24 protein-coding genes are annotated in these 21,066 nt (G+C 43.3%); 16 read left to right on the plus strand and 8 right to left on the minus strand.

Going from position 1 to position 21,066, the window contains the following annotated elements; translation table 11 throughout:
• Positions 1 to 19 precede the first annotated feature (19 nt).
• A complete protein-coding gene (locus QEP06_RS00350; RefSeq protein ID WP_285268587.1) occupies positions 20 to 367 on the minus strand; it encodes a hypothetical protein in 348 nt (115 codons plus the stop codon).
• A gap of 116 nt (positions 368 to 483) precedes the next feature.
• On the opposite strand from QEP06_RS00350, the gene QEP06_RS00355 reads away from it, so the two are divergent.
• The 14 genes from QEP06_RS00355 (at position 484) to hisIE (ending at position 11,020) form a co-directional block, all read left to right on the plus strand.
• The gene (locus tag QEP06_RS00355; RefSeq protein WP_285268588.1) at positions 484 to 1,107 is read left to right on the plus strand and encodes a Crp/Fnr family transcriptional regulator; all 624 of its coding nucleotides are present in this window, start codon (positions 484 to 486) and stop codon (positions 1,105 to 1,107) included.
• A 57-nt stretch (positions 1,108 to 1,164) separates the two neighbouring features.
• Entirely contained in the window at positions 1,165 to 1,959 is a 795-nt protein-coding gene (locus tag QEP06_RS00360; protein WP_285268589.1) for a sulfite exporter TauE/SafE family protein, read from the plus strand.
• A gap of 48 nt (positions 1,960 to 2,007) precedes the next feature.
• The gene (locus QEP06_RS00365) at positions 2,008 to 2,442 is read left to right on the plus strand and encodes an OsmC family protein (RefSeq protein ID WP_285268590.1); all 435 of its coding nucleotides are present in this window, start codon (positions 2,008 to 2,010) and stop codon (positions 2,440 to 2,442) included.
• Positions 2,443 to 2,448: 6 nt separating this feature from the next.
• Positions 2,449 to 2,766 carry a rhodanese-like domain-containing protein gene (locus QEP06_RS00370; RefSeq protein ID WP_285268591.1) on the plus strand — a complete coding sequence of 106 codons (318 nt, stop codon included), beginning with the start codon at positions 2,449 to 2,451 and terminating at the stop codon, positions 2,764 to 2,766.
• A gap of 8 nt (positions 2,767 to 2,774) precedes the next feature.
• A complete protein-coding gene (locus QEP06_RS00375; RefSeq protein ID WP_251833635.1) occupies positions 2,775 to 3,338 on the plus strand; it encodes a YeeE/YedE family protein in 564 nt (187 codons plus the stop codon).
• Positions 3,339 to 3,352: 14 nt separating this feature from the next.
• Positions 3,353 to 3,853, plus strand: a complete 501-nt coding sequence (locus tag QEP06_RS00380) for a DUF6691 family protein (protein WP_285268592.1) — start codon at positions 3,353 to 3,355, stop codon at positions 3,851 to 3,853.
• Positions 3,854 to 4,124: 271 nt separating this feature from the next.
• Complete coding sequence (hisG, locus tag QEP06_RS00385; RefSeq protein WP_285268593.1) at positions 4,125 to 4,982, plus strand: ATP phosphoribosyltransferase; 858 nt, start codon at positions 4,125 to 4,127, stop codon at positions 4,980 to 4,982.
• Between the two features lie 16 nt (positions 4,983 to 4,998).
• Positions 4,999 to 6,291, plus strand: coding sequence for a histidinol dehydrogenase (hisD, locus tag QEP06_RS00390; RefSeq protein ID WP_285268594.1), 1,293 nt, complete (start codon positions 4,999 to 5,001; stop codon positions 6,289 to 6,291).
• Entirely contained in the window at positions 6,281 to 7,318 is a 1,038-nt protein-coding gene (gene hisC, locus QEP06_RS00395; RefSeq protein ID WP_285268595.1) for a histidinol-phosphate transaminase, read from the plus strand. The genes hisD and hisC overlap by 11 nt, the downstream gene beginning before the upstream one ends.
• Positions 7,311 to 8,402 (plus strand): bifunctional histidinol-phosphatase/imidazoleglycerol-phosphate dehydratase HisB, encoded by a 1,092-nt coding sequence (gene hisB, locus QEP06_RS00400; protein ID WP_285268596.1) that lies wholly within the window; start codon positions 7,311 to 7,313, stop codon positions 8,400 to 8,402. Before hisC ends, hisB begins: the two co-directional genes overlap by 8 nt.
• A complete protein-coding gene (gene hisH, locus QEP06_RS00405; protein ID WP_285268597.1) occupies positions 8,399 to 8,977 on the plus strand; it encodes an imidazole glycerol phosphate synthase subunit HisH in 579 nt (192 codons plus the stop codon). Before hisB ends, hisH begins: the two co-directional genes overlap by 4 nt.
• A complete protein-coding gene (gene hisA / locus QEP06_RS00410; RefSeq protein ID WP_285268598.1) occupies positions 8,974 to 9,687 on the plus strand; it encodes a 1-(5-phosphoribosyl)-5-[(5-phosphoribosylamino)methylideneamino]imidazole-4-carboxamide isomerase in 714 nt (237 codons plus the stop codon). The genes hisH and hisA overlap by 4 nt, the downstream gene beginning before the upstream one ends.
• Positions 9,681 to 10,436, plus strand: coding sequence for an imidazole glycerol phosphate synthase subunit HisF (gene hisF / locus QEP06_RS00415; RefSeq protein ID WP_285268599.1), 756 nt, complete (start codon positions 9,681 to 9,683; stop codon positions 10,434 to 10,436). Before hisA ends, hisF begins: the two co-directional genes overlap by 7 nt.
• Positions 10,433 to 11,020, plus strand: a complete 588-nt coding sequence (gene hisIE, locus QEP06_RS00420) for a bifunctional phosphoribosyl-AMP cyclohydrolase/phosphoribosyl-ATP diphosphatase HisIE (protein ID WP_285268600.1) — start codon at positions 10,433 to 10,435, stop codon at positions 11,018 to 11,020. Before hisF ends, hisIE begins: the two co-directional genes overlap by 4 nt.
• A 2-nt stretch (positions 11,021 to 11,022) precedes the next feature.
• Here the strand turns inward: hisIE and QEP06_RS00425 are convergent, their stop codons facing one another.
• From QEP06_RS00425 to QEP06_RS00450, 6 genes are all read right to left on the minus strand, one after another.
• A complete protein-coding gene (locus tag QEP06_RS00425) occupies positions 11,023 to 12,558 on the minus strand; it encodes a SulP family inorganic anion transporter (protein WP_285268601.1) in 1,536 nt (511 codons plus the stop codon).
• A gap of 60 nt (positions 12,559 to 12,618) precedes the next feature.
• Positions 12,619 to 13,521, minus strand: a complete 903-nt coding sequence (locus tag QEP06_RS00430) for a helix-turn-helix domain-containing protein (protein WP_251833624.1) — start codon at positions 13,519 to 13,521, stop codon at positions 12,619 to 12,621.
• 64 nt (positions 13,522 to 13,585) lie between these two features.
• Positions 13,586 to 14,701, minus strand: coding sequence for an alanine racemase (locus tag QEP06_RS00435; RefSeq protein WP_285268602.1), 1,116 nt, complete (start codon positions 14,699 to 14,701; stop codon positions 13,586 to 13,588).
• A gap of 2 nt (positions 14,702 to 14,703) precedes the next feature.
• Positions 14,704 to 15,144, minus strand: a complete 441-nt coding sequence (locus QEP06_RS00440; protein ID WP_285268603.1) for a GNAT family N-acetyltransferase — start codon at positions 15,142 to 15,144, stop codon at positions 14,704 to 14,706.
• Between the two features lie 6 nt (positions 15,145 to 15,150).
• A complete protein-coding gene (locus QEP06_RS00445; protein WP_285268604.1) occupies positions 15,151 to 16,074 on the minus strand; it encodes a universal stress protein in 924 nt (307 codons plus the stop codon).
• Between the two features lie 204 nt (positions 16,075 to 16,278).
• Positions 16,279 to 18,057 carry an AMP-dependent synthetase/ligase gene (locus QEP06_RS00450; protein WP_285268605.1) on the minus strand — a complete coding sequence of 593 codons (1,779 nt, stop codon included), beginning with the start codon at positions 18,055 to 18,057 and terminating at the stop codon, positions 16,279 to 16,281.
• A gap of 241 nt (positions 18,058 to 18,298) precedes the next feature.
• Between QEP06_RS00450 and QEP06_RS00455 the strand changes: the two genes are divergently transcribed.
• Both QEP06_RS00455 and QEP06_RS00460 read left to right on the plus strand, forming a co-directional pair.
• Complete coding sequence (locus QEP06_RS00455) at positions 18,299 to 19,438, plus strand: acyl-CoA dehydrogenase (protein WP_285268606.1); 1,140 nt, start codon at positions 18,299 to 18,301, stop codon at positions 19,436 to 19,438.
• 27 nt (positions 19,439 to 19,465) lie between these two features.
• Positions 19,466 to 19,831 (plus strand): hypothetical protein, encoded by a 366-nt coding sequence (locus QEP06_RS00460; protein WP_285268607.1) that lies wholly within the window; start codon positions 19,466 to 19,468, stop codon positions 19,829 to 19,831.
• A 33-nt stretch (positions 19,832 to 19,864) separates the two neighbouring features.
• Here the strand turns inward: QEP06_RS00460 and QEP06_RS00465 are convergent, their stop codons facing one another.
• Positions 19,865 to 21,016: a DUF4349 domain-containing protein gene (locus QEP06_RS00465; protein ID WP_285268608.1), complete on the minus strand. Its 1,152-nt coding sequence runs from the start codon at positions 21,014 to 21,016 to the stop codon at positions 19,865 to 19,867.
• Positions 21,017 to 21,066 lie beyond the last annotated feature (50 nt).

A 21,066-nucleotide genomic window follows, 5' to 3' on the forward strand; every position in this document is an offset into this window, starting at 1 on the left:
AATTGTGCCCAAATATATATCATTCCTTTCGCACGAGCAATATCCAGTCTTCCTCAAGTAGTTTGTAGCCGATGTCGTACACGAAGCGGTATTCAGCGCCGTTTTTGTAGATTTTCAGGCTGGTGAAATATTCAAAATCGAAACCTTCGGAAGTGAGTTTGTTCCGCGTGGTTTTGGCCTTGCCTTCGGTGAATTTCTGCTCAGAAAGTATGCGGTGGTTTTTGCGCAGCTTGTTGTTGATGTTGCGCATCAGGTTAGACGAATCTTTATTGTGTTTGTTGTTGTAGGCGTTTCGGCAGCTGTCGTTGCAGAATTTCTTATCGCTTCGGCCGATGATCTTTTCGCCACATTCCAGGCAGTCTTGCATAGCAAACATTTGATAATCAAATATATAAAATTTATCTATGCTGGCTTTAAATTTTTCTGAATATTGGCTCTTAGCAATGTCTTAAGCTTCTGCGCTTTTATAATTAAATTTGCTGGATGGATTCACTTGAACAGATTATTGAATTTAAGACTTCACCCGAACTCATCTCAAAACTGCGCGAGCACAGCGTGGTGAAAACTTATACCGCCGGCGACCTGATCCTTGACGAAAATTCTGCAATCCGCGCCATCCCGATTGTGACAAAAGGGACGCTGAAAGTGATGAGAACCGAAGAAGACGGCCGCGAAATCCTGCTCTACTATATCACGGCCGGCGAAAGTTGCATCATGTCTTTCCTGGGCGGTATGCACGATGAAAAAAGTAAAGTGAAAGCGGAAGTGGAAGACGATGCCGAAATCATGTTCCTGCCAATGGAGAAAGTGCATCTGTTCATCAAAGAGCATCCCGAGTGGCTTGATTATATCTTCAGGCTTTACCATAAACGTTTTGAGGAACTGCTCGAGATTGTTAACGCAATCGCATTCCGGAAAGTGGACGAAAGACTGCTTTCACTTCTTCACAAAAAAGTGGAACTTACCGGTAGCAATACCTTAAATATCACACATGAGCAGCTCGCCAATGAACTCGGAACCGCAAGGGTAGTGGTCTCCAGGCTGCTTAAGCAGCTTGAGGAAAACGGTAATCTTCAGCTCGGACGCAACAAAATCATCCTTATGTAACCAAAGTAACTGTGCAGCGTTCTGGCTTGGTGCAATTTTGCAGCATCAAACAGAATTATGGACACAATAGGTTACTTCGCTTCAATATCCATCGGCATTTCATTAGGACTTATCGGCGGTGGTGGCAGCATACTCACCGTTCCTGTGCTGGTCTATCTTTTCCGTATAGACGCGGCGCTAGCAACGGTTTATTCACTTTTCATCGTCGGAATGACCAGTGTGGCGGGCTCATTTACCTATTTCAGAAAAGGTTTGGTAAATATGAAGACTGCGCTCATTTTCGGCATTCCTTCGATCATCTCCGTATTTCTGACCCGAACTTTTTTCGTTCCCGCCATTCCGGATGAGGTTTTTACACTTGCAAATTTCAGCTTGACCAAAGACATCATGCTGATTCTGCTTTTTGCAGTGCTGATGATTTTCGCGTCTTACAACATGATCAAAAAATGCAAAGGTGAAGACTGTTTTAAAACTGATAATAAGCCCGTAAGAAACACGGCAATTGTGCTGCAGGGCGCGGTGGTAGGCTTTGTAACCGGTCTTATCGGTGCAGGTGGCGGTTTTCTTATTATTCCGGCATTGGTTGGTTTGCTGAAACTCGACATTAAAAATGCCATCGGAACTTCACTTTTCATCATCGCGATAAATTCTCTGTTCGGCTTTGGTGTTTCCGTTATACATTTCATGATTGAGTGGAATTTAATCTTAAAGATTCTGGGTCTGGCAGTACTCGGCGTACTCATTGGGAGCTGGCTTTCAACGAAGATCGACGGCAAGAAACTGAAGCCCGCGTTCGGCTGGTTTGTCCTGGTGATGGGCGTCTATATCCTCATCAAGGAGACTTTAATTTAATTGAAATCAATCAATCAATCATTAACCATAAATAAAATTATTAATACCATGTCACAACCGCATTATTATGAAGTGAAAGCAGACTGGAAAAACGGTCGCGAAGGACTTTTGTCATCTCCCGTACTGAATGAAACAATAGAATGTGCCACGCCGCCGGAATTCCCAAAAGGTGAACCCGGAATCTGGTCACCCGAACATTTGTTCGCAGCCGCCATCAGCAGCTGTTATCTCTCGACTTTTTTGGCAATCGCTGAAAATTTCAAGCTCGATTTTCAAAGTTTTTCATGTAATACAATTTGCAAACTTGAATTGGTGGAAGGCAAATTCCAGATCTCTGAAGCGGAAATCACGCCTGAACTTGTACTTGCAGACCCCGAAAATGACCGCAAAAAAGCACTCAAAGTCTTGGAAAAATCTAAAGCGGCCTGCCTTGTGACCAATTCAATGAAAACGGCTGTGACACTTAAAAATCCCTTTAACTAAACCGTTATGTTCAATTTCATTAAAAATATTTTCGCAGGGCCAGCCAGCAGCGAGCCTGCTTTTGCCATCACCAGCGAAACTTTTCTTGTGGATGTGCGCACGCCCCGCGAATTCCGTTCCGGAAGCGTAAAAGGTGCCGTGAACATTCCACTCGATTCTATTACTAAACAATTGGGTAAATTTGCGGGAAAGAGCAGCACCGTGGTGTTTTGCAGGAGCGGCAACCGAAGCAGCCAGGCCAAAAAAATACTGGAGCAGAACGGCATAAGCAACGTGACCGACGGTAAAACCTGGCAAAACGTAAATAATTTGTTAAACAATTAAAAAAAAATATGTTAGAATTTCTTCAGCAGCCGTGGCCATGGTATGTCGCGGGCCCACTGATCGGTCTTACCGTCCCGGCGCTTTTAATCCTCGGGAACAAATCTTTCGGAATTTCGTCTTCGCTGCGGCACATCTGTGCCTCGTGTCTGCCGGCCAATATTCCGTTCTTTAAATACAACTGGAAGAAAGAAGCCTGGAATTTATTTTTCGTCTTCGGAATTTTCCTGGGCGGCATCATCACGATGATGTTTTTCTCAAATCCAAACCCTATCGAGGTTCATCCAAATCTGGTAAAAGAACTTGCCGGCTACGGAATTACAGATTTCAGCAATTTGGTTCCTACCCAACTGATGAACTGGGAATCACTGTTCACGCTGCGTGGCATGATCATGATGGTCGGCGGCGGATTTCTGGTCGGTTTCGGTACCCGATATGCAGGAGGTTGCACCAGCGGCCACTCCATCATGGGAATTGCGAACCTGCAGCTTCCGAGCCTAGTCGCCACAATCTTCTTCATGATTGGCGGATTTTTAATGGCCAACGTGTTACTTCCAATCATTCTTTCACTTTAAATTTTAAATAATAAATGTCTCAAAATATAAATCCACAGGAAGATCTGGACCTTAGGTCACTGGATACGATGTGTGTGAATGAAAGCCGTTTGCAGCACCAATGGTATCATAATTTGAAATATCTTGTGATGGGCATCCTGTTCGGCTTCGTTTTCATCAAAGCGGAAGTGATCAGTTGGTTTCGCATCCAGGAAATGTTCCGGCTGCAGTCTTTTCATATGTACGGCATCATCGGAAGCGCTATTTTGGTTGCGATGATCTCGATATTTTTAATTAAAAAATTCAAAATAAAAACCATTTATGGCGAAGAAATCATCTTCCATAAAAAAGAATTCAACAAAGGCCAGATCTACGGCGGACTGATCTTTGGTTTTGGTTGGGCAATCACCGGAGCCTGCCCGGGACCGCTGTTCGCGCAGATCGGAACAGGCGCGACAGTTATCGTTGTGACGCTTCTCAGCGCGATTGCCGGTACATGGGTTTATGGCTATTTCCGCGAAAAATTGCCGCATTAAAAGCTCAGCCAACAGCAACTAGCCGAAAAAACTTTCAATTTTATTTGCGCAGGCGGATAAATAAATTATAAATTTGTCCCACAAAATAAACAGAATGTTCAATCAACTACATCATCATCATTTTCATACTTGCACTCTCGCGAGCTGATTATGATATGCTGTAAATTCAACAAATATTTAATCCCGCCTGAGTAAATCAAGGCGGGATTTTTTTTGGTTTAGATCTAAAAAACCCACGTTTCGGTTTACTCACGCATTTAGAAATATAAAAATGAGTAAACTTAAAATTGCCATCCAAAAAAGTGGTCGACTCAGCCAAAAATCAGTCGCTCTTTTGGAAGAGTGTGGCCTGAAATTCCCCAACGGCGGCGGAAAACTGATTACCGAATGCACCAATTTCCCTGTTGAAATCCTTTTTCTGCGAGATGATGATATTCCGCAGTACGTGGAGCAGAATGTTGCACACATCGGCATCATCGGTGAAAATGTGTTTCTCGAAAGTGAAAAAGCGATTACAATCGTTGAAAAACTGAATTTTTCGGTTTGCCGTTTAAGTCTGGCAGTTCCGAAAGAGATTGATTATCCGGGTATAAATTTTTTCAAAGGAAAAAAAGTCGCCACTTCTTACCCCAATATTCTTCAGAAGTATTTTAAAGAAAATAGGATCGAAGCGACTGTTGAAGTCATCTCCGGAAGTGTGGAAATTGCGCCGGGTATTGGTTTGGCTGACGGAATCTGCGATATTGTAAGCAGCGGCTCTACCTTACTTTCCAATGGATTGAAGGAAGTGGAAACGGTAGTAAAAAGCCAGGCCGTGATGGTTGCAAACCCAAATCTGGATGAGGAAGCTCAACAGATTTTAAACAAACTGCTTTTCCGCATCCGTTCTGTCCAAAAAGCGAAAGAGAACAAGTACATCCTGCTGAATTCTCCTAACAGCCAGCTTGAAAAAATCATCCAAATCCTTCCCGGGATGAACAGCCCTACCATTCTTCCGCTCGCAAAAGATGGCTGGAGCAGCTTACACTCTGTCATCAGCGAGGATAAATTCTGGTACGTCATCGATGAGCTGAAAAAAGCTGGTGCTGAAGGCATCCTGGTGGTTCCTATAGAAAAAATGATTCTTTAAAATCAAAAAAAACCAAATGAAAAATATAACCAACCCGACAATTTCTGATTGGGCTAAAATTTGTAAAAGACCGGTTTTTCCCGCTGAAGATTTGGAAGACAAAGTCAAAAATATTCTTGAACTGGTGCAGCAGAAAGGCGATACGGCACTTAAAGAATTAAGTTTAAAGTTTGATAAAGCCGTAGTTGAAGAGCTGAAAGTAAGCGAAGCTGAAATAGAAGCTTCAAAAAAGCAGGTTTCAGAGGAGTTAAAAGTAGCGATTTCGGTTGCCGCAAAAAACATCAGATCTTTTCACGAAGCCCAGCAACTCACCGAAACCATTGTGGAAACAATGCCGGGAATCCAGTGCTGGAGAAAAAGTGTTGCGATCGAAAATGTTGGATTGTACATTCCTGGTGGTTCCGCGCCTTTGTTTTCAACAGTTTTGATGCTGGGAATTCCGGCGCTGATTGCTGGCTGCAAACAAATTGTATTATGTACACCTCCTGATAAGGACGGCAATATCAATCCCGCAGTTTTGTACACGGCAAATTTTCTGGGGATTACCCAAATATTCAAAGTGGGTGGCGCACAGGCCATTGCAGCATTGGCTTACGGGACAGAAACGGTTCCGAAAGTGGATAAAATCTTCGGACCCGGAAACCAATTTGTCACCAAAGCCAAAGAACTTGTTCAGAAAAACGGTATTGCCATCGATCTGCCGGCGGGTCCGAGTGAAGTCCTGGTGATTGCAGATTCAACTGCGGATGCGGATTTTGTTGCCTCCGATTTGCTTTCCCAAGCAGAGCATGGCCCAGACAGTCAGGTTGTTTTGCTTTCAGATTCTTCGGAATTTGTTGAGAAAGTTAAACTTGCTGTTGATGAACAACTGCGTGTTTTACCCCGAGCTGACATTGCAGCAAAAGCGCTTGAAAACAGCTTTTCGGTGATTTTCAATTCCATAGGAGAATGTGTGGAATTCAGTAACCGTTATGCACCCGAACACTTAATTCTGGCCATTGAAAATGCGCAAGAATTTGCCTACAAGATTCAGAACGCAGGTTCGGTTTTCATTGGAAACTATTCCTGTGAAAGTGCCGGCGATTACGCGAGTGGAACCAATCACACCTTGCCGACCAACGGTTATGCCCGAAGTTATAGTGGAGTTTCTTTGGACAGTTTTGTGAAGAAGATTACTTTCCAGAATATCAGTAGATTAGGTTTACAAAATATCGGCAGAACGGTGGAAGTGATGGCCGGGGCAGAACAGCTTTTGGCGCACAGAAATGCCGTTTCCATCAGATTAAAAAAAATACAGGATGAAAAGTAAAATTAATGAACTCGTAAGAAAAAATATTCAGGCTTTGAAGCCGTATTCGACCGCGAGAGACGAATATTCGGGGAAAGAGGGAATCTTTCTGGATGCCAATGAAAACCCTTTTGGAATCTACAACCGCTACCCCGATCCGTATCAACCGGCTTTGAAAAAGAAATTGGCAGAACTCAAAAATACGTCTCCCGAGCAGATTTTTATCGGAAACGGCAGCGACGAAATAATTGATCTGGCGTTCAGGATTTTCTGCGAGCCTGGTCAGGATAAAGCCTTGACTTTTGTTCCGACCTACGGGATGTACGAAGTTTCTGCAAACATCAATGATGTGGACCTCATTAAACTTCCTTTGAATGATGACTTTCAGATTGAAAAAGACCTTTTGCAGCCTTACTTTTCAGACCCAAATCTGAAACTCGTTTTTATCTGTTCGCCGAACAATCCGACAGGAAATTTATTGCGAACTGAAGATATTGAGTTTATTCTCAATCAATTCTGCGGAATTGTGATTCTTGACGAGGCTTACATTGATTTTTGTGACCGACCTTCCTTTATCGAAAAACTTACGGATTATTCGAACCTAATCATCATCCAGACTTTAAGCAAAGCCTGGGGTTTGGCAGGAGTACGCCTCGGAATCGGTTACATGAATGAGGAAATTCTGTCTTACTTCAACCGCGTGAAACCTCCTTATAACATCAGTTTGCTCAATCAGCAGACCGCGCTCGAAATTTTAAATGATAAAGCGGCTTATGATGATAAAGTAAAAAATATTTTAGCAGAAAAGGAGCAGATGATTCAAAGACTTTCCACTTTAAAGATGATAAGAAAAATTTATCCTTCTGATGCCAATTTCATTCTTGCAGAAGTGGAAAATGCAGATCAACTGTATGAAAAACTCGTTGAAAGAAAGATCATCATCAGAAACCGGAACTCCGTCATCAAAAACTGCGTGCGGATTTCAGTGGGAACATCCGAAGAAAATGAACAGTTATTAAATGCCTTAAAAGAATTCAGCAATGACTAAAAAAGTTTTATTTATAGATCGCGACGGGACCATCATCCGCGAACCCGAAGATTTCCAGATTGACAGTTTCGAAAAGCTCGAATTCTTACAAAATTCCATCAGCAATCTTGCTAAAATTGCCCGCGAATTGAGTTACGAACTGGTAATGGTGACCAATCAGGACGGTTTGGGAACCGATTCTTTTCCGGAAGACACTTTCTGGCCAGTGCAGAATTTCATCATCAATATGCTGAAAAATGAAGGTGCGGAATTTGCGGAAATCTTTATTGATCCGTCTTTTGAACATGAAAATAAGCCCACAAGAAAACCGGGAACGGGCATGCTTCAGAAATACATTTACGGAAACTATGACCTCGGAAATTCCTTTGTAATCGGTGACCGTGAAACGGATATTCAATTGGCAAAAAATTTAGGTTCAAAATCGATACTCATCAGCGATACTGAAAATGAAGCGGCGACCTTTTCCACTAATGATTGGAGCAAAATCTATCAGTTCTTAAAATCTGTCCCCCGAATTGGTAAAGTGAAAAGGGAAACCCTCGAAACTTCCATTAAAGTTGAAGTGAATCTGGACGGAACTGGCGTTTCAGATATCGATACAGGTCTGCCTTTTTTTGATCATATGTTGGAACAAATTTCCCGACACGGTAACCTCGACCTTAATGTCAAGGTGAAAGGTGATCTCGAAATCGATGAACACCACACCGTAGAAGATACCGCGATTGCTTTGGGTGACGCTTTTCTGCAGGCGCTTGGCAACAAAAAAGGCATTTCACGTTACGGTTTTTTATTGCCAATGGATGATTGTCTGGCGCAGGTAGCGGTAGATTTCGGCGGTCGGCCGTGGATTGTTTGGGAAGCGGAGTTTAAGAGGGAGAAAATCGGTGATGTGCCGACCGAACTTTTTTTCCATTTCTTTAAATCCTTCAGCGATCAGGCGAGATGCAACCTGAATATCAAAGCTGAAGGCGAAAATGAACACCACAAAATCGAATCTATTTTTAAAGCGTTCGCAAAAGCAATAAAGATGGCGGTAAGTAAAACCCAAAACTATAACATCCCCAGTACAAAAGGAATTTTATGATCGCAATATTGAAATACAACGCCGGCAACTCGCTATCCGTGGAAAATGCGGTAAAAAGGCTCGGTTATGAATCGGTTATCACCGATGATCCTGATGTTTTAAAAAATGCTGAAAAGGTCATCCTTCCGGGCGTTGGCGAAGCAGCCTCAGCAATGGAATATTTGAAGGAAAAGGGTTTGGATGAAGTAATTAAAAACCTTACGCAACCGGTTCTGGGAATTTGTCTGGGGATGCAGCTGCTCTGCGAATCTTCAGAAGAAGGTGATACTGAAACTTTGAGGATTTTTAAAACTAAAGTCAAGAAGTTCCCGCCTGAAGATCTTGTTCCTCACACTGGCTGGAACAATTTCACTTCCGTTAAAGGAAAGCTCTTTGAAAATGTTGAGACTGACGAAAATTGCTATTTTGTTCACAGTTATTACGCCGAACCCAGCGAGGAAACCGTGGCGGTCACAGATTATATCCTGCCTTTCAGCGCGGCCTTGCAGAAAGATAATTTCTACGCAACCCAATTTCACCCCGAAAAATCAGCTGCCACTGGAATGCAGATTTTAAAAAACTTTTTAAGCTTATGAGAATTATTCCGGCCATCGACATCATCGGTGGTAAATGTGTAAGACTGACGAAAGGCGATTATTCGACCCAGAAAATTTATAGTGAAAATCCGGTGGATATGGCGAAAATGTTTGAAGATAACGATATTAAATTTCTGCATGTCGTAGACCTTGATGGTGCAAAAACGAAGCAGATTGTCAATTATAAGACGCTGGAAATGCTTTCCTCAAAAACCGGACTCCAAATCGATTTCGGAGGCGGAATTAAATCAGAAACTGATATCAAAACCGCTTTTGAATGCGGCGCGAAACAGATAACCGTCGGAAGTGTTGCGGCGCAAAATCCAGAGTTGATGTTGGAATGGCTCGTGAAATATGGTGCTGAAAAAATCATTCTGGGCGCCGACTGTAAGAACAGGATGATTGCGACCAACGGTTGGCTCGAAAGCAGCAGTCTGGACGTGGTTGAATTTATTAAAGAATTCAATAAAAATGGCGGAACATACAGCATTGTAACCGATATCGATAAAGACGGAATGCTTCAGGGGCCGGCTTTTGGGCTTTATGAAGAAATCCTGGACGAAACAACAATCAGTTTGATTGCCAGCGGCGGAATCACCACGATTGAAGATTTGCAAAAGCTGAAAAAACTCGGCTGCGAAGGCGCAATTATTGGAAAAGCGATTTATGAAGGGACGATTACTCTTAAAGAACTAACAGAATTATGCTGAAGAAAAGAATCATTCCGTGTCTCGACATAAAGAACGGAAGGACGGTAAAAGGAATCAATTTTGTTGATATTCAGGACGCGGGCGATCCTTTGGAACTTGCGAAAAGATACGTTGACGAAGGCGCAGACGAGCTTGTTTTTCTCGACATTACCGCAACACTTGAGAACCGTAAAACACTCACGGAACTCGTGACCCGAATCGCTTCAGAAATTAATATTCCATTTACGGTCGGAGGTGGAATTAATACATTGGAAGACGCCAAAAAAATTATCGATTCCGGCGCGGATAAAATCAGTTTGAATTCCGCGGCAATTCTCAGACCTGAACTGATTACGGAGATTGCGCGTAAGTTTGGAAACCAGTGCGTCGTTTTGGCGATCGACACAAAGTTTGAAGATAATGAATGGAAAGTTTTCCGCAGTGGCGGTACAGTTTCCACAGAATTAAAAACCGTTGACTGGGCCAAAAAAGGTGCAGAATTAGGAGCTGGAGAAATCCTTTTGACGTCGATGAACAACGACGGAACAAAGAATGGTTTTGCAATTGAAATCAGTAAAGCGGTTTCGGAAGCGGTTTCCATTCCGGTGATTGCCTCTGGTGGCGCCGGAACGATGGAACATTTTGCGGAAGTTTTCAGCCAAACAAAAGTCACCGCCGCTTTAGCAGCCAGCGTTTTTCACTTCGGTCAGATCCCGATACCGGAACTTAAAAAATATTTAAAAACTCAAAATATCCCTGTGCGACTATGAAACCAAATTTTAATAAATCCAACGGCCTGATTCCCGTCATCATTCAGGATGAAATAACGCTGCAAGTTTTGATGCTGGGTTATATGAATGCAGAAGCGTTCAATAAAACCGTTGCAGAACAAAAAGTAACCTTTTACAGCCGCAGCAAAAACCGACTTTGGAAGAAAGGCGAAACTTCCGGAAACTTTCTTTGGGTAAAAGACATTAAGTTTGATTGTGATGACGATACTTTACTCATTTTTGCCAAAGCCGACGGACCAACGTGCCACAAAGGAACGGTTTCGTGTTTCAATACAGAGCCTAAAAAGGGATTTCTGTACCGTTTGGAACAAACCATCCATGAAAGAATTGATCAGAATGTAGAAAATTCCTACACGAATCAACTTTACAAAAAAGGCATCAACAAAGTCGCACAGAAAGTAGGCGAGGAGGCCGTAGAACTCGTGATAGAAGCTAAAGATAATGATGCAGAGCTCTTTAAAAATGAAGCAGCGGATTTACTCTATCACTATTTAATTTTGCTGAAATCGAAAGGTTTTACATTGGAAGAAATTGAAGCGGTTTTAAAAGAGCGGGAGAAGTAAATTTACGCCTTTTCAGTAACCAAATATTCCGGATCTTCCAGGATATTCACTTCGATAATTGCGGAAGCATTCTGCAAAAGCGTGCGGCAGTCTTTACTTAAATGTTTCAAGCGAACCGTTTTACCCAGTTTTGAATAGCGCGCTGTCAACGCATTTAAAGCATCAATCGCTGACATGTCAACAACGCGGCTTTCCGCGAAATCGATGATAATTTCCGGAGGATCATTCGCTACGTCAAACTTTTCAGCGAAACCCGTTACAGAGCCGAAAAATAATGGTCCATAGATTTCATAATGCTTTACACCGTTTTCATCAACATGCTTTCTCGCACGGATTCTTTTGGCATTGTCCCACGCGAAAACCAGAGCAGAAATAATCACGCCGATTAAAACCGCCAGTGCTAAATTGTGAAGGAACACCGTAATTAACGTCACCACAATCATCACGAAAATATCGGATTTTGGCATCCGTTTGAAAATCTTTAAGCTGGCCCATTCGAAAGTCCCGATCGCGACCATGATCATCACGCCTGTTAACGCCGCCATTGGCAGTTTCCCGATCACCGGAGCGCCTATTAAAATTATCACTAAAATCGTTAAAGCCGCCACAATACCGGATAATCTTGCGCGTGAACCAGCCGAAAGATTTACCAAAGTCTGCGCAATCATTGGGCAGCCGCCCATGCCGTAGAAAAATCCGTTCAGGATATTGGCGCCACCTTGCGCAACACATTCGCGGTTGCTGTTGCCTTTGGTTCCGGTGATTTCATCTACCAAATTCAGCGTTAAAAGTCCCTCCGTTAAACCTACCGCCGCCATAATTGCCGCATACGGAAAAATGACCTGCAGTGTTTCGAAGTTAAATGGAATATTAGGGATGTGGAATGGTGGCAAACTTCCGCTTACCGACGCAATGTCTGCCACACGTTTCGTATCGATGTTGAAAATCATTACCAATGCGAATACGACCATGATCGCAACAAGTGACGCCGGAACTTTTTTTGAGAATTTCGGCCACATCACTACGATTGCTATAGTCAGTGTTACAAGTCCGGCCATGATCAGAAACGGAGTTCCCGTAAGCCATTCCGTCTGTCCGTTGGTTGAGATTTTAAACTGCTCGAACTGCGACATAAAGATGACGATCGCCAGACCGTTTACAAAACCGAACATGACGGGTTGCGGAACCAATCTCACAAATTTCCCGAGTTTAAATACGCCCACCAGAATTTGAATAACGCCCGCGAGTGCAATCGCGCCGAAAACATATTCCAGTCCGTGAGATTTCATCAGTGCGATAAGAACAATCACCGTCGCGCCAGCTCCACCGGAAATCAGTCCCGGTCTTCCGCCAAAAATGGCGGTGACCAGACCCATGATGAAAGCACCGTAGAGTCCGACCAATGGAGGGAAACCGGCGAGTATCGCAAACGACAGTGATTCCGGAATCATGGTCATCGCCACGGTAAGTCCGGCTAGGATTTCGGTGCGGTAGTTTACTTTCTGAGAGAAATCGAATAGGTTGAGTGCTGCTTTCATGCGGTTTTGTTGCCGCAAAAGTAAGCGTTTAGAAGAAAAAAGCCATAAGTGGTGAAGGGTTTAAGTTGCGGAGAAATTTGCATTTTCATCCATAATCTTCTGCCGGAATCTGGCAGGACTTTCGCCCGTCGTTTTCCTGAAGTATTTTCCAAAATGTGACTTATCCGAAAAACCAAGTTCGTAAGCGATTTCAGTTACGGAAAGCGGCGTGTTGAGCAGAAGCCGCTCCGCCTCTAGCACCACGCGTTCACGGATGAACTGTTCGGCCGACATATCAGCCTTGTCTTTTACGATCGAGTTGAGGTAATTGGGCGTAATGTTCAGTTTTGCAGCGTAATCTGAGGTCCGTTTCAACTCCTTGAAGTGGATGTTCACCAGACTTTTAAAATCTTCGATATAACTCAGCGTGCGGCTGGCCCTAAACCCTGTAAAACCTCCACCACCCGTGCAACGGATGTACTTAAGCATGGCCGTTTTAAGCAATAAACAAATAATTTCCCGGCTCAGCACATCATCTTTCTGGAATTCGGTTTCAATGTCTTTTACGGTGTGAATAAAGGCGGCGAAATCGGGTTTAGAAAATTCGGCCAGCGAAGGTAAGTCGGAAAATGCGGTGTCAGTCTTGATTTTGCGGTTACCCGTATAAATTCGGTTGTAAAAAGAGCGCGTAAACAGAATAATTCGTGCAGAAAAGCTACCACCTTCAGTGAATTGGAAAATTTGGTTATAATTAATGAAAACAACGCGATTGGCCGCCAGTTCGTAAGACGTGTGATCAACTACTATTTCACACTTTCCTTTGTCGCAAATCAACAGTGTGTAAAATCTGCTTCGGTATGGCACACCTGCTTTAAATGCCTCTTCGGCAGCGGTCATTTTAGCCACGGCAAAATCGTCATCCAGGGATTTTAAGCCTTTCAGTTTTCGGATCGTGACAGATTCTACGGGTTGGTTTCCTAACATTAAAATACTACATTTTTCAAGCTGAAACGGTTTTCAACTCACTTGAGAAGTAAAGTTAATGTTTTCAGTTTGAATTTTCGGCCAGGCTTATCGCGGCACCCGATAGGACGTTTACCACTTTCTTGTCGACATAATCTGAATTCATCGCGCGCAAAACGGCCATATAATTCATGCTGAATTCTACATTATCACCGGTTTTTAGTCCGCGCTCATTTTCACCTAAATCCAGGATAAGCATATCGGAACTCGCGCCGATAATCTTAATGTCAGCGAGCATGGGCGTGATGTTTTTGGCGTCGATATCCAGCAGTCCGACGTCTACGATGGCACGAACGGATGTCTGGTCATATTCAGACTGATCGAAAGCCGGTGTGTCCCCCGTGAGGTTTGTTCCGGCCGTGCCAGAAGGTACACGAGGCTTTTCCGATAGTTCGATCACTTCTGCATTTAAGGTGAAAACTTCGCGATACATACCGTGGATATAGCCGTCAGCAAATACATCTGTGCCGAAAAACAGCGTTTCTCCCACACGGAAATGATTGATTCCTTCCGGCACTTCATTTCGGTAAATCAAAGGAACGGTAACGGATGATCCGCCTGAGATATACGGAATTTTCACACCGAATTTCTTTTCAAGAAGCGTTTTATACTGTGCCAGCGTTTTTAGTTTTTTCTCATCCGGTAAGATTCCGTTAAGACAACAAAGGTTTGTCCCGAGACCGACAACCTCCATATTAGGCAGTTGCAAAACAGCCCCGTAGAATTCCATTAACTCAGCAAGCAAAATGCCTTCGCGCAGCTCGCCCATTTCCGCCATCAAAACGACGCGGTGTACTTTATTTTGCTGCACAGCTTCTGCTGAAAGTGCTTTGAGTGTTTCGAGTTCGGTATTGAAACTTACATCGGCAAATTCCACGATACTTTTTGCCAGTCGCCTTGCGGGCGGTTTGATGTAAATGGTAGTGGTTTCTGGCGATAACTTTTTGATCGTTTTTAAATTGCTCAAACGGGAATCACAAATTTCCTTGTCTGAAATATTCAGCAAAACATCGAGGAATTTCTCATTCCCACACAGGAGTTTTGCCACGATTGCCCATTCGATGTTGTGTTGGCTGAAAAGGTCTTCGAGGAAAGTAAAATTGTGATATAGTTTCGCAGAATTTAGTGTAATATAAGACATGATTATTTTTTTAACCTCATTTCGAGGTATTTACTGGTGAAACCCAGCTTTGTATACAGGTTTTTGGCTGGATTATCGGGCTCACAATGCAGCGCAATATCACCTTCGCTTCGGTTGATCGCTTCCTGCAGAAGGGCTTTGCCGATGCCGGTGCCCCGTTTGTTGCTGTCTGTCGCGATATAAACGAGGATATTTTCGGGGATAAAACCTTCCATTCCCGTCTTGTTTACTACGACAGCGCCGGCTAATGCCTTTTCGTGTGTAGCAGTAATAATCAAACCGCCCGGTTTTCCGTTTTTCCCCATCGCATAATGAAGTGATTTTTCAATATCGGTTTTGCTGTCGCCATACTGTTCAAGATGCAGGTGCAGGAAATCCTTCACTTCTTCGAGTTGCGAATCTTTGGCGGTGTCTTTTTCGGTAAAAATTGTAAATGTTGTCATAGCTGTTCAGCCCGGAATCGGCATGGTTAGATCGTAGCCTGAATAAGTGGCAGGCTCGATGGTCACGGTATTTTTAGGTTTGATGAAAAGCAGTGCGCTTTCAGTATTGTTAATTATTTTTTTAAAGAAATTCTCCGCGAAAAGTGACTTCCATTTCATTTCATCTTCATAATTCAGCATCACGATATCGCAAGGTTTTTCAATGGAAAGTTTTGAGATCGTTTCCGCATTGTCGTCTGTGAGAACCAATTCGGATTGAAAGCGTTGTTTGCGGTTGCGGAGCGATCTTTTAAGCAATAAAAATTCCCGTTTAAGTTTAGGAAAGTTGTTGCTGCTACCGATTCCCGAGAGATTGATGATGCCGTCATTACGGTTTGCGATGGCGATGGCCAACCTAAGCTTTGTACGCAGATGATTGAGCGTGCGGACCGGAAAAAGAATATGCTTAAATGAAGTAGTTTTGAATTCTTCCGGCACCAGCATCACCGAACAGTTCAGGCTCGTCAGCATCGTATAAGAATAGGAGCCGAGTAACGCCTGTTTGAGTTTCTGATGGCCGGATGTTCCGATAACAGCGAGATCAATGTTGTGACTCACCACAATATCATTGAGCGCATCTGTTACCAAACCGGTTTGTACGATGGTTTCAATCTTCAGATTAGGATGTCGCTCGCTGAGAAGATCACGAAGACCCTCAAGCCTCCGTGTCGCAGCATCAATGTCCTGACTGATGCTTTCTCCACCAATGATCTGGCGGCCCGCACGGTCGCTTATAAAATAAGGATTCACCACGTGAACCAGGAAAATCTTCGCACGGTGCCGTAGTGCCATCTGCACGGCGGTCTTTACCGCGTTTTCACATTTTGGTGAAAAATCGATCGGTACAGCGATTTTCTTTATTGGTGATGCAGAAGTAGTAATTGATTCCATGGCTGCAAAATTAGGGTTTACAGCGCCTAAACCGTGTTAGTAATAAATGCAATCGTGGTATGAATTACTTATTATGTTGAGCGGAAATTGGATATAAGTGTTTTTAAGACGGACTTTCAATTCTTAGGCGATTAATTTAGACTTTTAAAAATCGATGGATTAAGAAATGACAAAAAAAACACGGTTGTTAACCGTGTTTTTGTTTTAATCCTGGTGGCCGTACATCTTATTGTAAAGCTTGATATACCGTTCTTTCAGTGCCTTCCGCTTCAGTTTGAGCGTTGGTGTGAGGATTCCCTGCTCAATACTCCACGCTTCAGGAGTAAGCTCGAATTTTTTGATCTGTTCCCAATTTCCAAGCTTGGTGTTTAGGTAATCAATCTCTTTACCAATACGCTCTTTCAGCTCGGTGCTATTGGCCATTTCAGCTGGTGTAGTTCCTATTTTGAAACCTTTTCTTTCAGCCCAGTGACCTGCAAAATTGAAATCTGGCTGCACGAGTGCACACGCCATCTTCTCACCGTCGCCCACCACCATGATCTGTTCAATAAATTTAGACGCTTTTGCTTGGTTTTCAATAACCTGTGGCGCGATATATTTTCCGCCGGATGTCTTGAACATCTCTTTTTTACGGTCGGTAATGTGCAGATAACCTTCGTCATCGATGTGCCCGATATCGCCGGTCTTGAAGAAGCCGTCTTCGGTGAATGCCTCTTTGGTTTGTTCTTCGTTTTTAAAATAGCCTTTGAAAACTGAAGGACCTTTTACCGTAATTTCGCCGTCCTCCTGAATCTTAACTTCAAGATTTTCAAGGATATGGCCTACAGTTCCAACTTTAATTTTACCGAAACTGTTAACCGAGATAACCGGAGATGTTTCCGTAAGTCCGTAACCTTCGAGAATTGGGATTCCCGCATTCTGGAACATCTTGTTGAGTCTTGGTTGAAGAGCCGCAGAACCGGAAACCAGCGTGATAATGTTGCCGCCAAGACCTTCACGCCATTTTTTAAAGACAAGTTTGTCGGCGATGATTTCTTTCAGACCAGAAGGCTTACCAATGTTCTGTTTCGCTTTGTTGACACCCAATGCCCAAAGGAATATTTTAGATTTTAATCCGCCCGCGCTGGTACCTTTATCGTAGATTTTATCGTAAACTTTTTCCACCAATCTTGGTACAACAGACATGATGTGCGGCTGCACTTCCTTGATGTTTTCGCCCATTTTATCGATGCTTTCGGCAAACGAAACCGAGTAACCATTATACTGATAAAGGTAAAACAGCATCCGTTCGAAAATATGGCAGATCGGCAAAAAGCTCAGGATTTTGATGTCCGAATATTCCAGTCCTTTGATTCGCGGGATTCTAGGGTTTGAGGCAAGTACATTGGATACAATATTGTGGTGGGTCAACATTACGCCTTTTGGCCTGCCGGTTGTTCCCGACGTGTAAATGATGGTGGCCAAATCCTCAGAATTGATGCTGTTCGCCAAATCTTCCACTTCGCCCTGTGTACTGTCATCGTTCCCAAGATCAAGCACTTCATGCCAGTTTGCGCTGCCTTCTATCAGATCAAAGGTGAAAATTCCTTTCAGTGAAGGCACATTTCCTTTAATTTTCAATACCTTATCAAGCAGGTCACGGTCTGAAACAAAACAGTATTGGATTTCAGCATTATTAAAGATGTAATCGTAATCTTCAGATGAAATCGTAGGGTAAACCGGTACAGATACCGCACCGATCTGCGAAATTCCCATATCCATCACTGCCCACTCAGTGCGCGTTGCGGTGGTGATCAGTGAGATTTTGTCCCCCGGCTTAATTCCTAGTTTCAAAAGTCCGCGCGAAATTCTGTTCGCCATGTTATGGAATTCCTGCGTGGAGGTCTTTTCCCACTTGCCGTTGTATTTCGTCACAAACATATCCTCACGCGGATAGTTTTCAAGGGCATGTTTTGGAAAATCGAAAATTCGTTTTATTGTCATCTTATATTTTTTAATGTAGAGCTAATTCCCCGTAAAAAACTATTGGGATAGTGGTAAAAATATCAATTTTATTTTAAACAGCAAAAAAGATTTGTTCAGCTTTATTCTTTATAGAAACGGGCTAAATTTTACTTTGTTTCTGGATATTTATACATTTTCCCGAGAATCTTCTAAACCTACTCTGTTTATTTTATACTTTTTAGAAAAATTGTAGCTTTACGCGCAAACAATTTTAAGATTTATGGACTTTAATTTATCCGAAGAACAGCTGATGATTCAGCAGGCTGCAAGGGATTTTGCGCAAACGGAACTTTTACCGGGCGTGATAGAAAGAGACAATGAGCAGAAATTTCCGCATGAGCAGGTGAAGAAAATGGGGGAAATGGGTTTCCTCGGAATGATGGTGGATCCGAAATATGGCGGTGCTGGTATGGACAGTGTTTCCTACGTTCTTGCAATCGAGGAAATCGCTAAGATAGATGCTTCGGCAGCCGTGGTGATGTCAGTAAACAATTCACTGGTATGCGCAGGACTTGAAAAATATGCGAGCGAGGAGCAGAAAATGAAATACCTGAAGCCACTTGCGAGTGGTGAGGTGATAGGCGCATTTGCGCTTTCTGAGCCGGAAGCCGGATCTGATGCAACTTCGCAAAAAACAACAGCGGTAGATATGGGCGACCATTATGTGCTGAACGGTACCAAAAACTGGATCACAAACGGTGGAAATGCAACGTACTACATCGTGATCGCGCAGACCGATCCTGAGAAAAAACACAAAGGAATCAATGCTTTCATCGTAGAACGCGGCTGGGCAGGTTTCGATATCGGACCTAAAGAAGACAAGTTGGGTATCCGTGGCAGTGACACGCATTCTTTGCTGTTCACGGACGTGAAAGTTCCAAAAGAAAACCGAATCGGTGAGGACGGATTTGGGTTTAATTTTGCAATGGCGGTTTTGAACGGCGGCCGTATCGGTATCGCTTCACAAGCGCTTGGAATCGCTTCCGGAGCTTACGAACTTGCCTTAAAATATGCCAAAACCCGTAAAGCATTTAAAACCGAAATCATCAATCACCAGGCGATTGCATTTAAACTGGCCGATATGGCGACCAGCATTATGGCGGCCCGGATGCTTTGTTACAAAGCAGCGACTGAAAAAGACGAAGGCAAAGACATTTCCGAAATCGGGGCGATGGCTAAGCTTTATGCTTCACAGGTTGCGATGGACGTTTCAGTGGAAGCTGTTCAGATTCATGGTGGTTACGGTTACGTGAAAGAATACCATGTAGAAAGAATGATGCGCGATGCCAAAATTACTCAGATTTACGAAGGAACTTCTGAAATTCAGAAAATCGTGATCTCGCGCAGCATTGCGAAATAAAAGCTAAATTCTTAAACCCAAATTGTGATGAAATACTTCTGGATCATTCTCGCTGCGGTAGTTTTGCTGCTTTCAGGCGTGCTTTATTACCGCTATTACTTTGTCTTTGGCGAAGGCGTGAAATCGGGCGTGCTCAATTATGCCGTGAAAAAAGGCAATGTCTTCAAAACTTACGAAGGCAAACTGATCCAGCAGGGTTTTGGCGCAAATCCGCGCACGGGAAGTCTCACCAGTTACGAATTTGAGTTCTCCATCGTGGACGAAGAAATTTTCAAGACGCTGGAGGTGAACAACGGCAAGACTTTCGATCTTCATTACAAAGAATACCATGGCGTGCTGCCGTGGCGCGGAAATACGGTTTACGTTGTAGACCGTATTGTCAATATGAAATAAACAAAGCCTTCCATTTTTTGGAAGGCTTTGTTTTTATTTGGGCATGTATTTAGAATAATCTGTATCGTCATCCTGTTTCGCATCTGGTTTAGGGTTTTCTGCGCTTGAGGTTTGGTTTTCAGTCGGATACATTGTAGTGTCAGTGATGATTTCCGCTTCTGTAATGGCCTGTTCCCTGCGTTTTCTCTGATTTTTCCGATGGATGAAATACCAAATCAATCCACCAATCACAAATACAGGCCAGAAGGGCAGCAGGAAGAGCAGTGCAGCGCCCAGCATATTGAAACCTTTCATGAACGCGGCGCTGAAACCTTCATCTTTTGGTTGTTCCTCGGTCTGCTGTGCGTCCACAGCCGCGATATTTTCGTTTTGCGCAAGTACAATTTCCACGTCGCAATACTGAGAAGCTACATAGTCAGAACCTTCTGTTTCTGTGTTTTTAGATTTAATGTCACCCAGATTTGAGGAGATATCGCTGACGAACCGGTCGAAATACTGCAAAGGAACTTTGGCGGTCACACGCTGACGCTGAATGCCTTCGTTCTGACTGAAATTATCGCTTACCAGATCAGCGTTATTTTCGCGGATTTTTTGTCTTAAAATTGCCTGAGCAGCAGCCAAATCTTCAACCTGTATTTCAAGTGTCGCAGTTTTTACAACCGGGTTCCGCTCGGGTAGTGGAGTAGGCACAGGTGTGCTTGCTGTCGGGTTGTTTTCCGGGGCGGTCTCAGCTTTATTTTTCGCAGGTTCCGCTGCTTCCGATTGCTTTTTTGTCTGTTTTAAAAGTTTATCGGCGGTTCGCGTCAGCACCTTCAAAGCATTTTCCCCATTCTGTAAAGACGTGTTCGCTGAATCAAGCGTCTTCGCGACTTCAGTTCCCACTACCACATTTTTGGTGATCTTCTCGATCTGTTTGTTAATTGAGTCTATCCGCCAGCCGCCTCTTTTAATCGTGGAATCAATGGATTTTTTTTGTTTCTGGATTTCGGGAATGATCACTTTTTTCGCAATTCCGTTGGAGTCGCTGATCGTCTTTGAAATCGAATCCAATGTTTTAATTCCCTGATTTGCTTTGGTAAAGAGGCTGTCGGCTCTTTTTATATTATCCGTGGTCTGCTGCAGGGTGTTTTTCTCACAGGAGACAAACAACACCGTTGTAAGCAGGATTAAGAAGAAGTTTTTCATTTATTTATTTAAAAAAATTAAGAACGCGAAATATAATCAAATTGTATTCC

Origin of the sequence: Kaistella rhinocerotis (assembly GCF_030243905.1) — a bacterium.
Taxonomy (GTDB): domain Bacteria; phylum Bacteroidota; class Bacteroidia; order Flavobacteriales; family Weeksellaceae; genus Kaistella; species Kaistella rhinocerotis.

Coding starts and splice junctions, on each gene's coding strand:
- QEP06_RS00350 (WP_285268587.1), bottom strand. CDS start 367: ATGCAAGACTGCCTGGAATGTGGCGAAAAGATCATCGGCCGAAGCGAT.
- QEP06_RS00355 (WP_285268588.1), top strand. CDS start 484: ATGGATTCACTTGAACAGATTATTGAATTTAAGACTTCACCCGAACTC.
- QEP06_RS00360 (WP_285268589.1), top strand. CDS start 1,165: ATGGACACAATAGGTTACTTCGCTTCAATATCCATCGGCATTTCATTA.
- QEP06_RS00365 (WP_285268590.1), top strand. CDS start 2,008: ATGTCACAACCGCATTATTATGAAGTGAAAGCAGACTGGAAAAACGGT.
- QEP06_RS00370 (WP_285268591.1), top strand. CDS start 2,449: ATGTTCAATTTCATTAAAAATATTTTCGCAGGGCCAGCCAGCAGCGAG.
- QEP06_RS00375 (WP_251833635.1), top strand. CDS start 2,775: ATGTTAGAATTTCTTCAGCAGCCGTGGCCATGGTATGTCGCGGGCCCA.
- QEP06_RS00380 (WP_285268592.1), top strand. CDS start 3,353: ATGTCTCAAAATATAAATCCACAGGAAGATCTGGACCTTAGGTCACTG.
- hisG (WP_285268593.1), top strand. CDS start 4,125: ATGAGTAAACTTAAAATTGCCATCCAAAAAAGTGGTCGACTCAGCCAA.
- hisD (WP_285268594.1), top strand. CDS start 4,999: ATGAAAAATATAACCAACCCGACAATTTCTGATTGGGCTAAAATTTGT.
- hisC (WP_285268595.1), top strand. CDS start 6,281: ATGAAAAGTAAAATTAATGAACTCGTAAGAAAAAATATTCAGGCTTTG.
- hisB (WP_285268596.1), top strand. CDS start 7,311: ATGACTAAAAAAGTTTTATTTATAGATCGCGACGGGACCATCATCCGC.
- hisH (WP_285268597.1), top strand. CDS start 8,399: ATGATCGCAATATTGAAATACAACGCCGGCAACTCGCTATCCGTGGAA.
- hisA (WP_285268598.1), top strand. CDS start 8,974: ATGAGAATTATTCCGGCCATCGACATCATCGGTGGTAAATGTGTAAGA.
- hisF (WP_285268599.1), top strand. CDS start 9,681: ATGCTGAAGAAAAGAATCATTCCGTGTCTCGACATAAAGAACGGAAGG.
- hisIE (WP_285268600.1), top strand. CDS start 10,433: ATGAAACCAAATTTTAATAAATCCAACGGCCTGATTCCCGTCATCATT.
- QEP06_RS00425 (WP_285268601.1), bottom strand. CDS start 12,558: ATGAAAGCAGCACTCAACCTATTCGATTTCTCTCAGAAAGTAAACTAC.
- QEP06_RS00430 (WP_251833624.1), bottom strand. CDS start 13,521: ATGTTAGGAAACCAACCCGTAGAATCTGTCACGATCCGAAAACTGAAA.
- QEP06_RS00435 (WP_285268602.1), bottom strand. CDS start 14,701: ATGTCTTATATTACACTAAATTCTGCGAAACTATATCACAATTTTACT.
- QEP06_RS00440 (WP_285268603.1), bottom strand. CDS start 15,144: ATGACAACATTTACAATTTTTACCGAAAAAGACACCGCCAAAGATTCG.
- QEP06_RS00445 (WP_285268604.1), bottom strand. CDS start 16,074: ATGGAATCAATTACTACTTCTGCATCACCAATAAAGAAAATCGCTGTA.
- QEP06_RS00450 (WP_285268605.1), bottom strand. CDS start 18,057: ATGACAATAAAACGAATTTTCGATTTTCCAAAACATGCCCTTGAAAAC.
- QEP06_RS00455 (WP_285268606.1), top strand. CDS start 18,299: ATGGACTTTAATTTATCCGAAGAACAGCTGATGATTCAGCAGGCTGCA.
- QEP06_RS00460 (WP_285268607.1), top strand. CDS start 19,466: ATGAAATACTTCTGGATCATTCTCGCTGCGGTAGTTTTGCTGCTTTCA.
- QEP06_RS00465 (WP_285268608.1), bottom strand. CDS start 21,016: ATGAAAAACTTCTTCTTAATCCTGCTTACAACGGTGTTGTTTGTCTCC.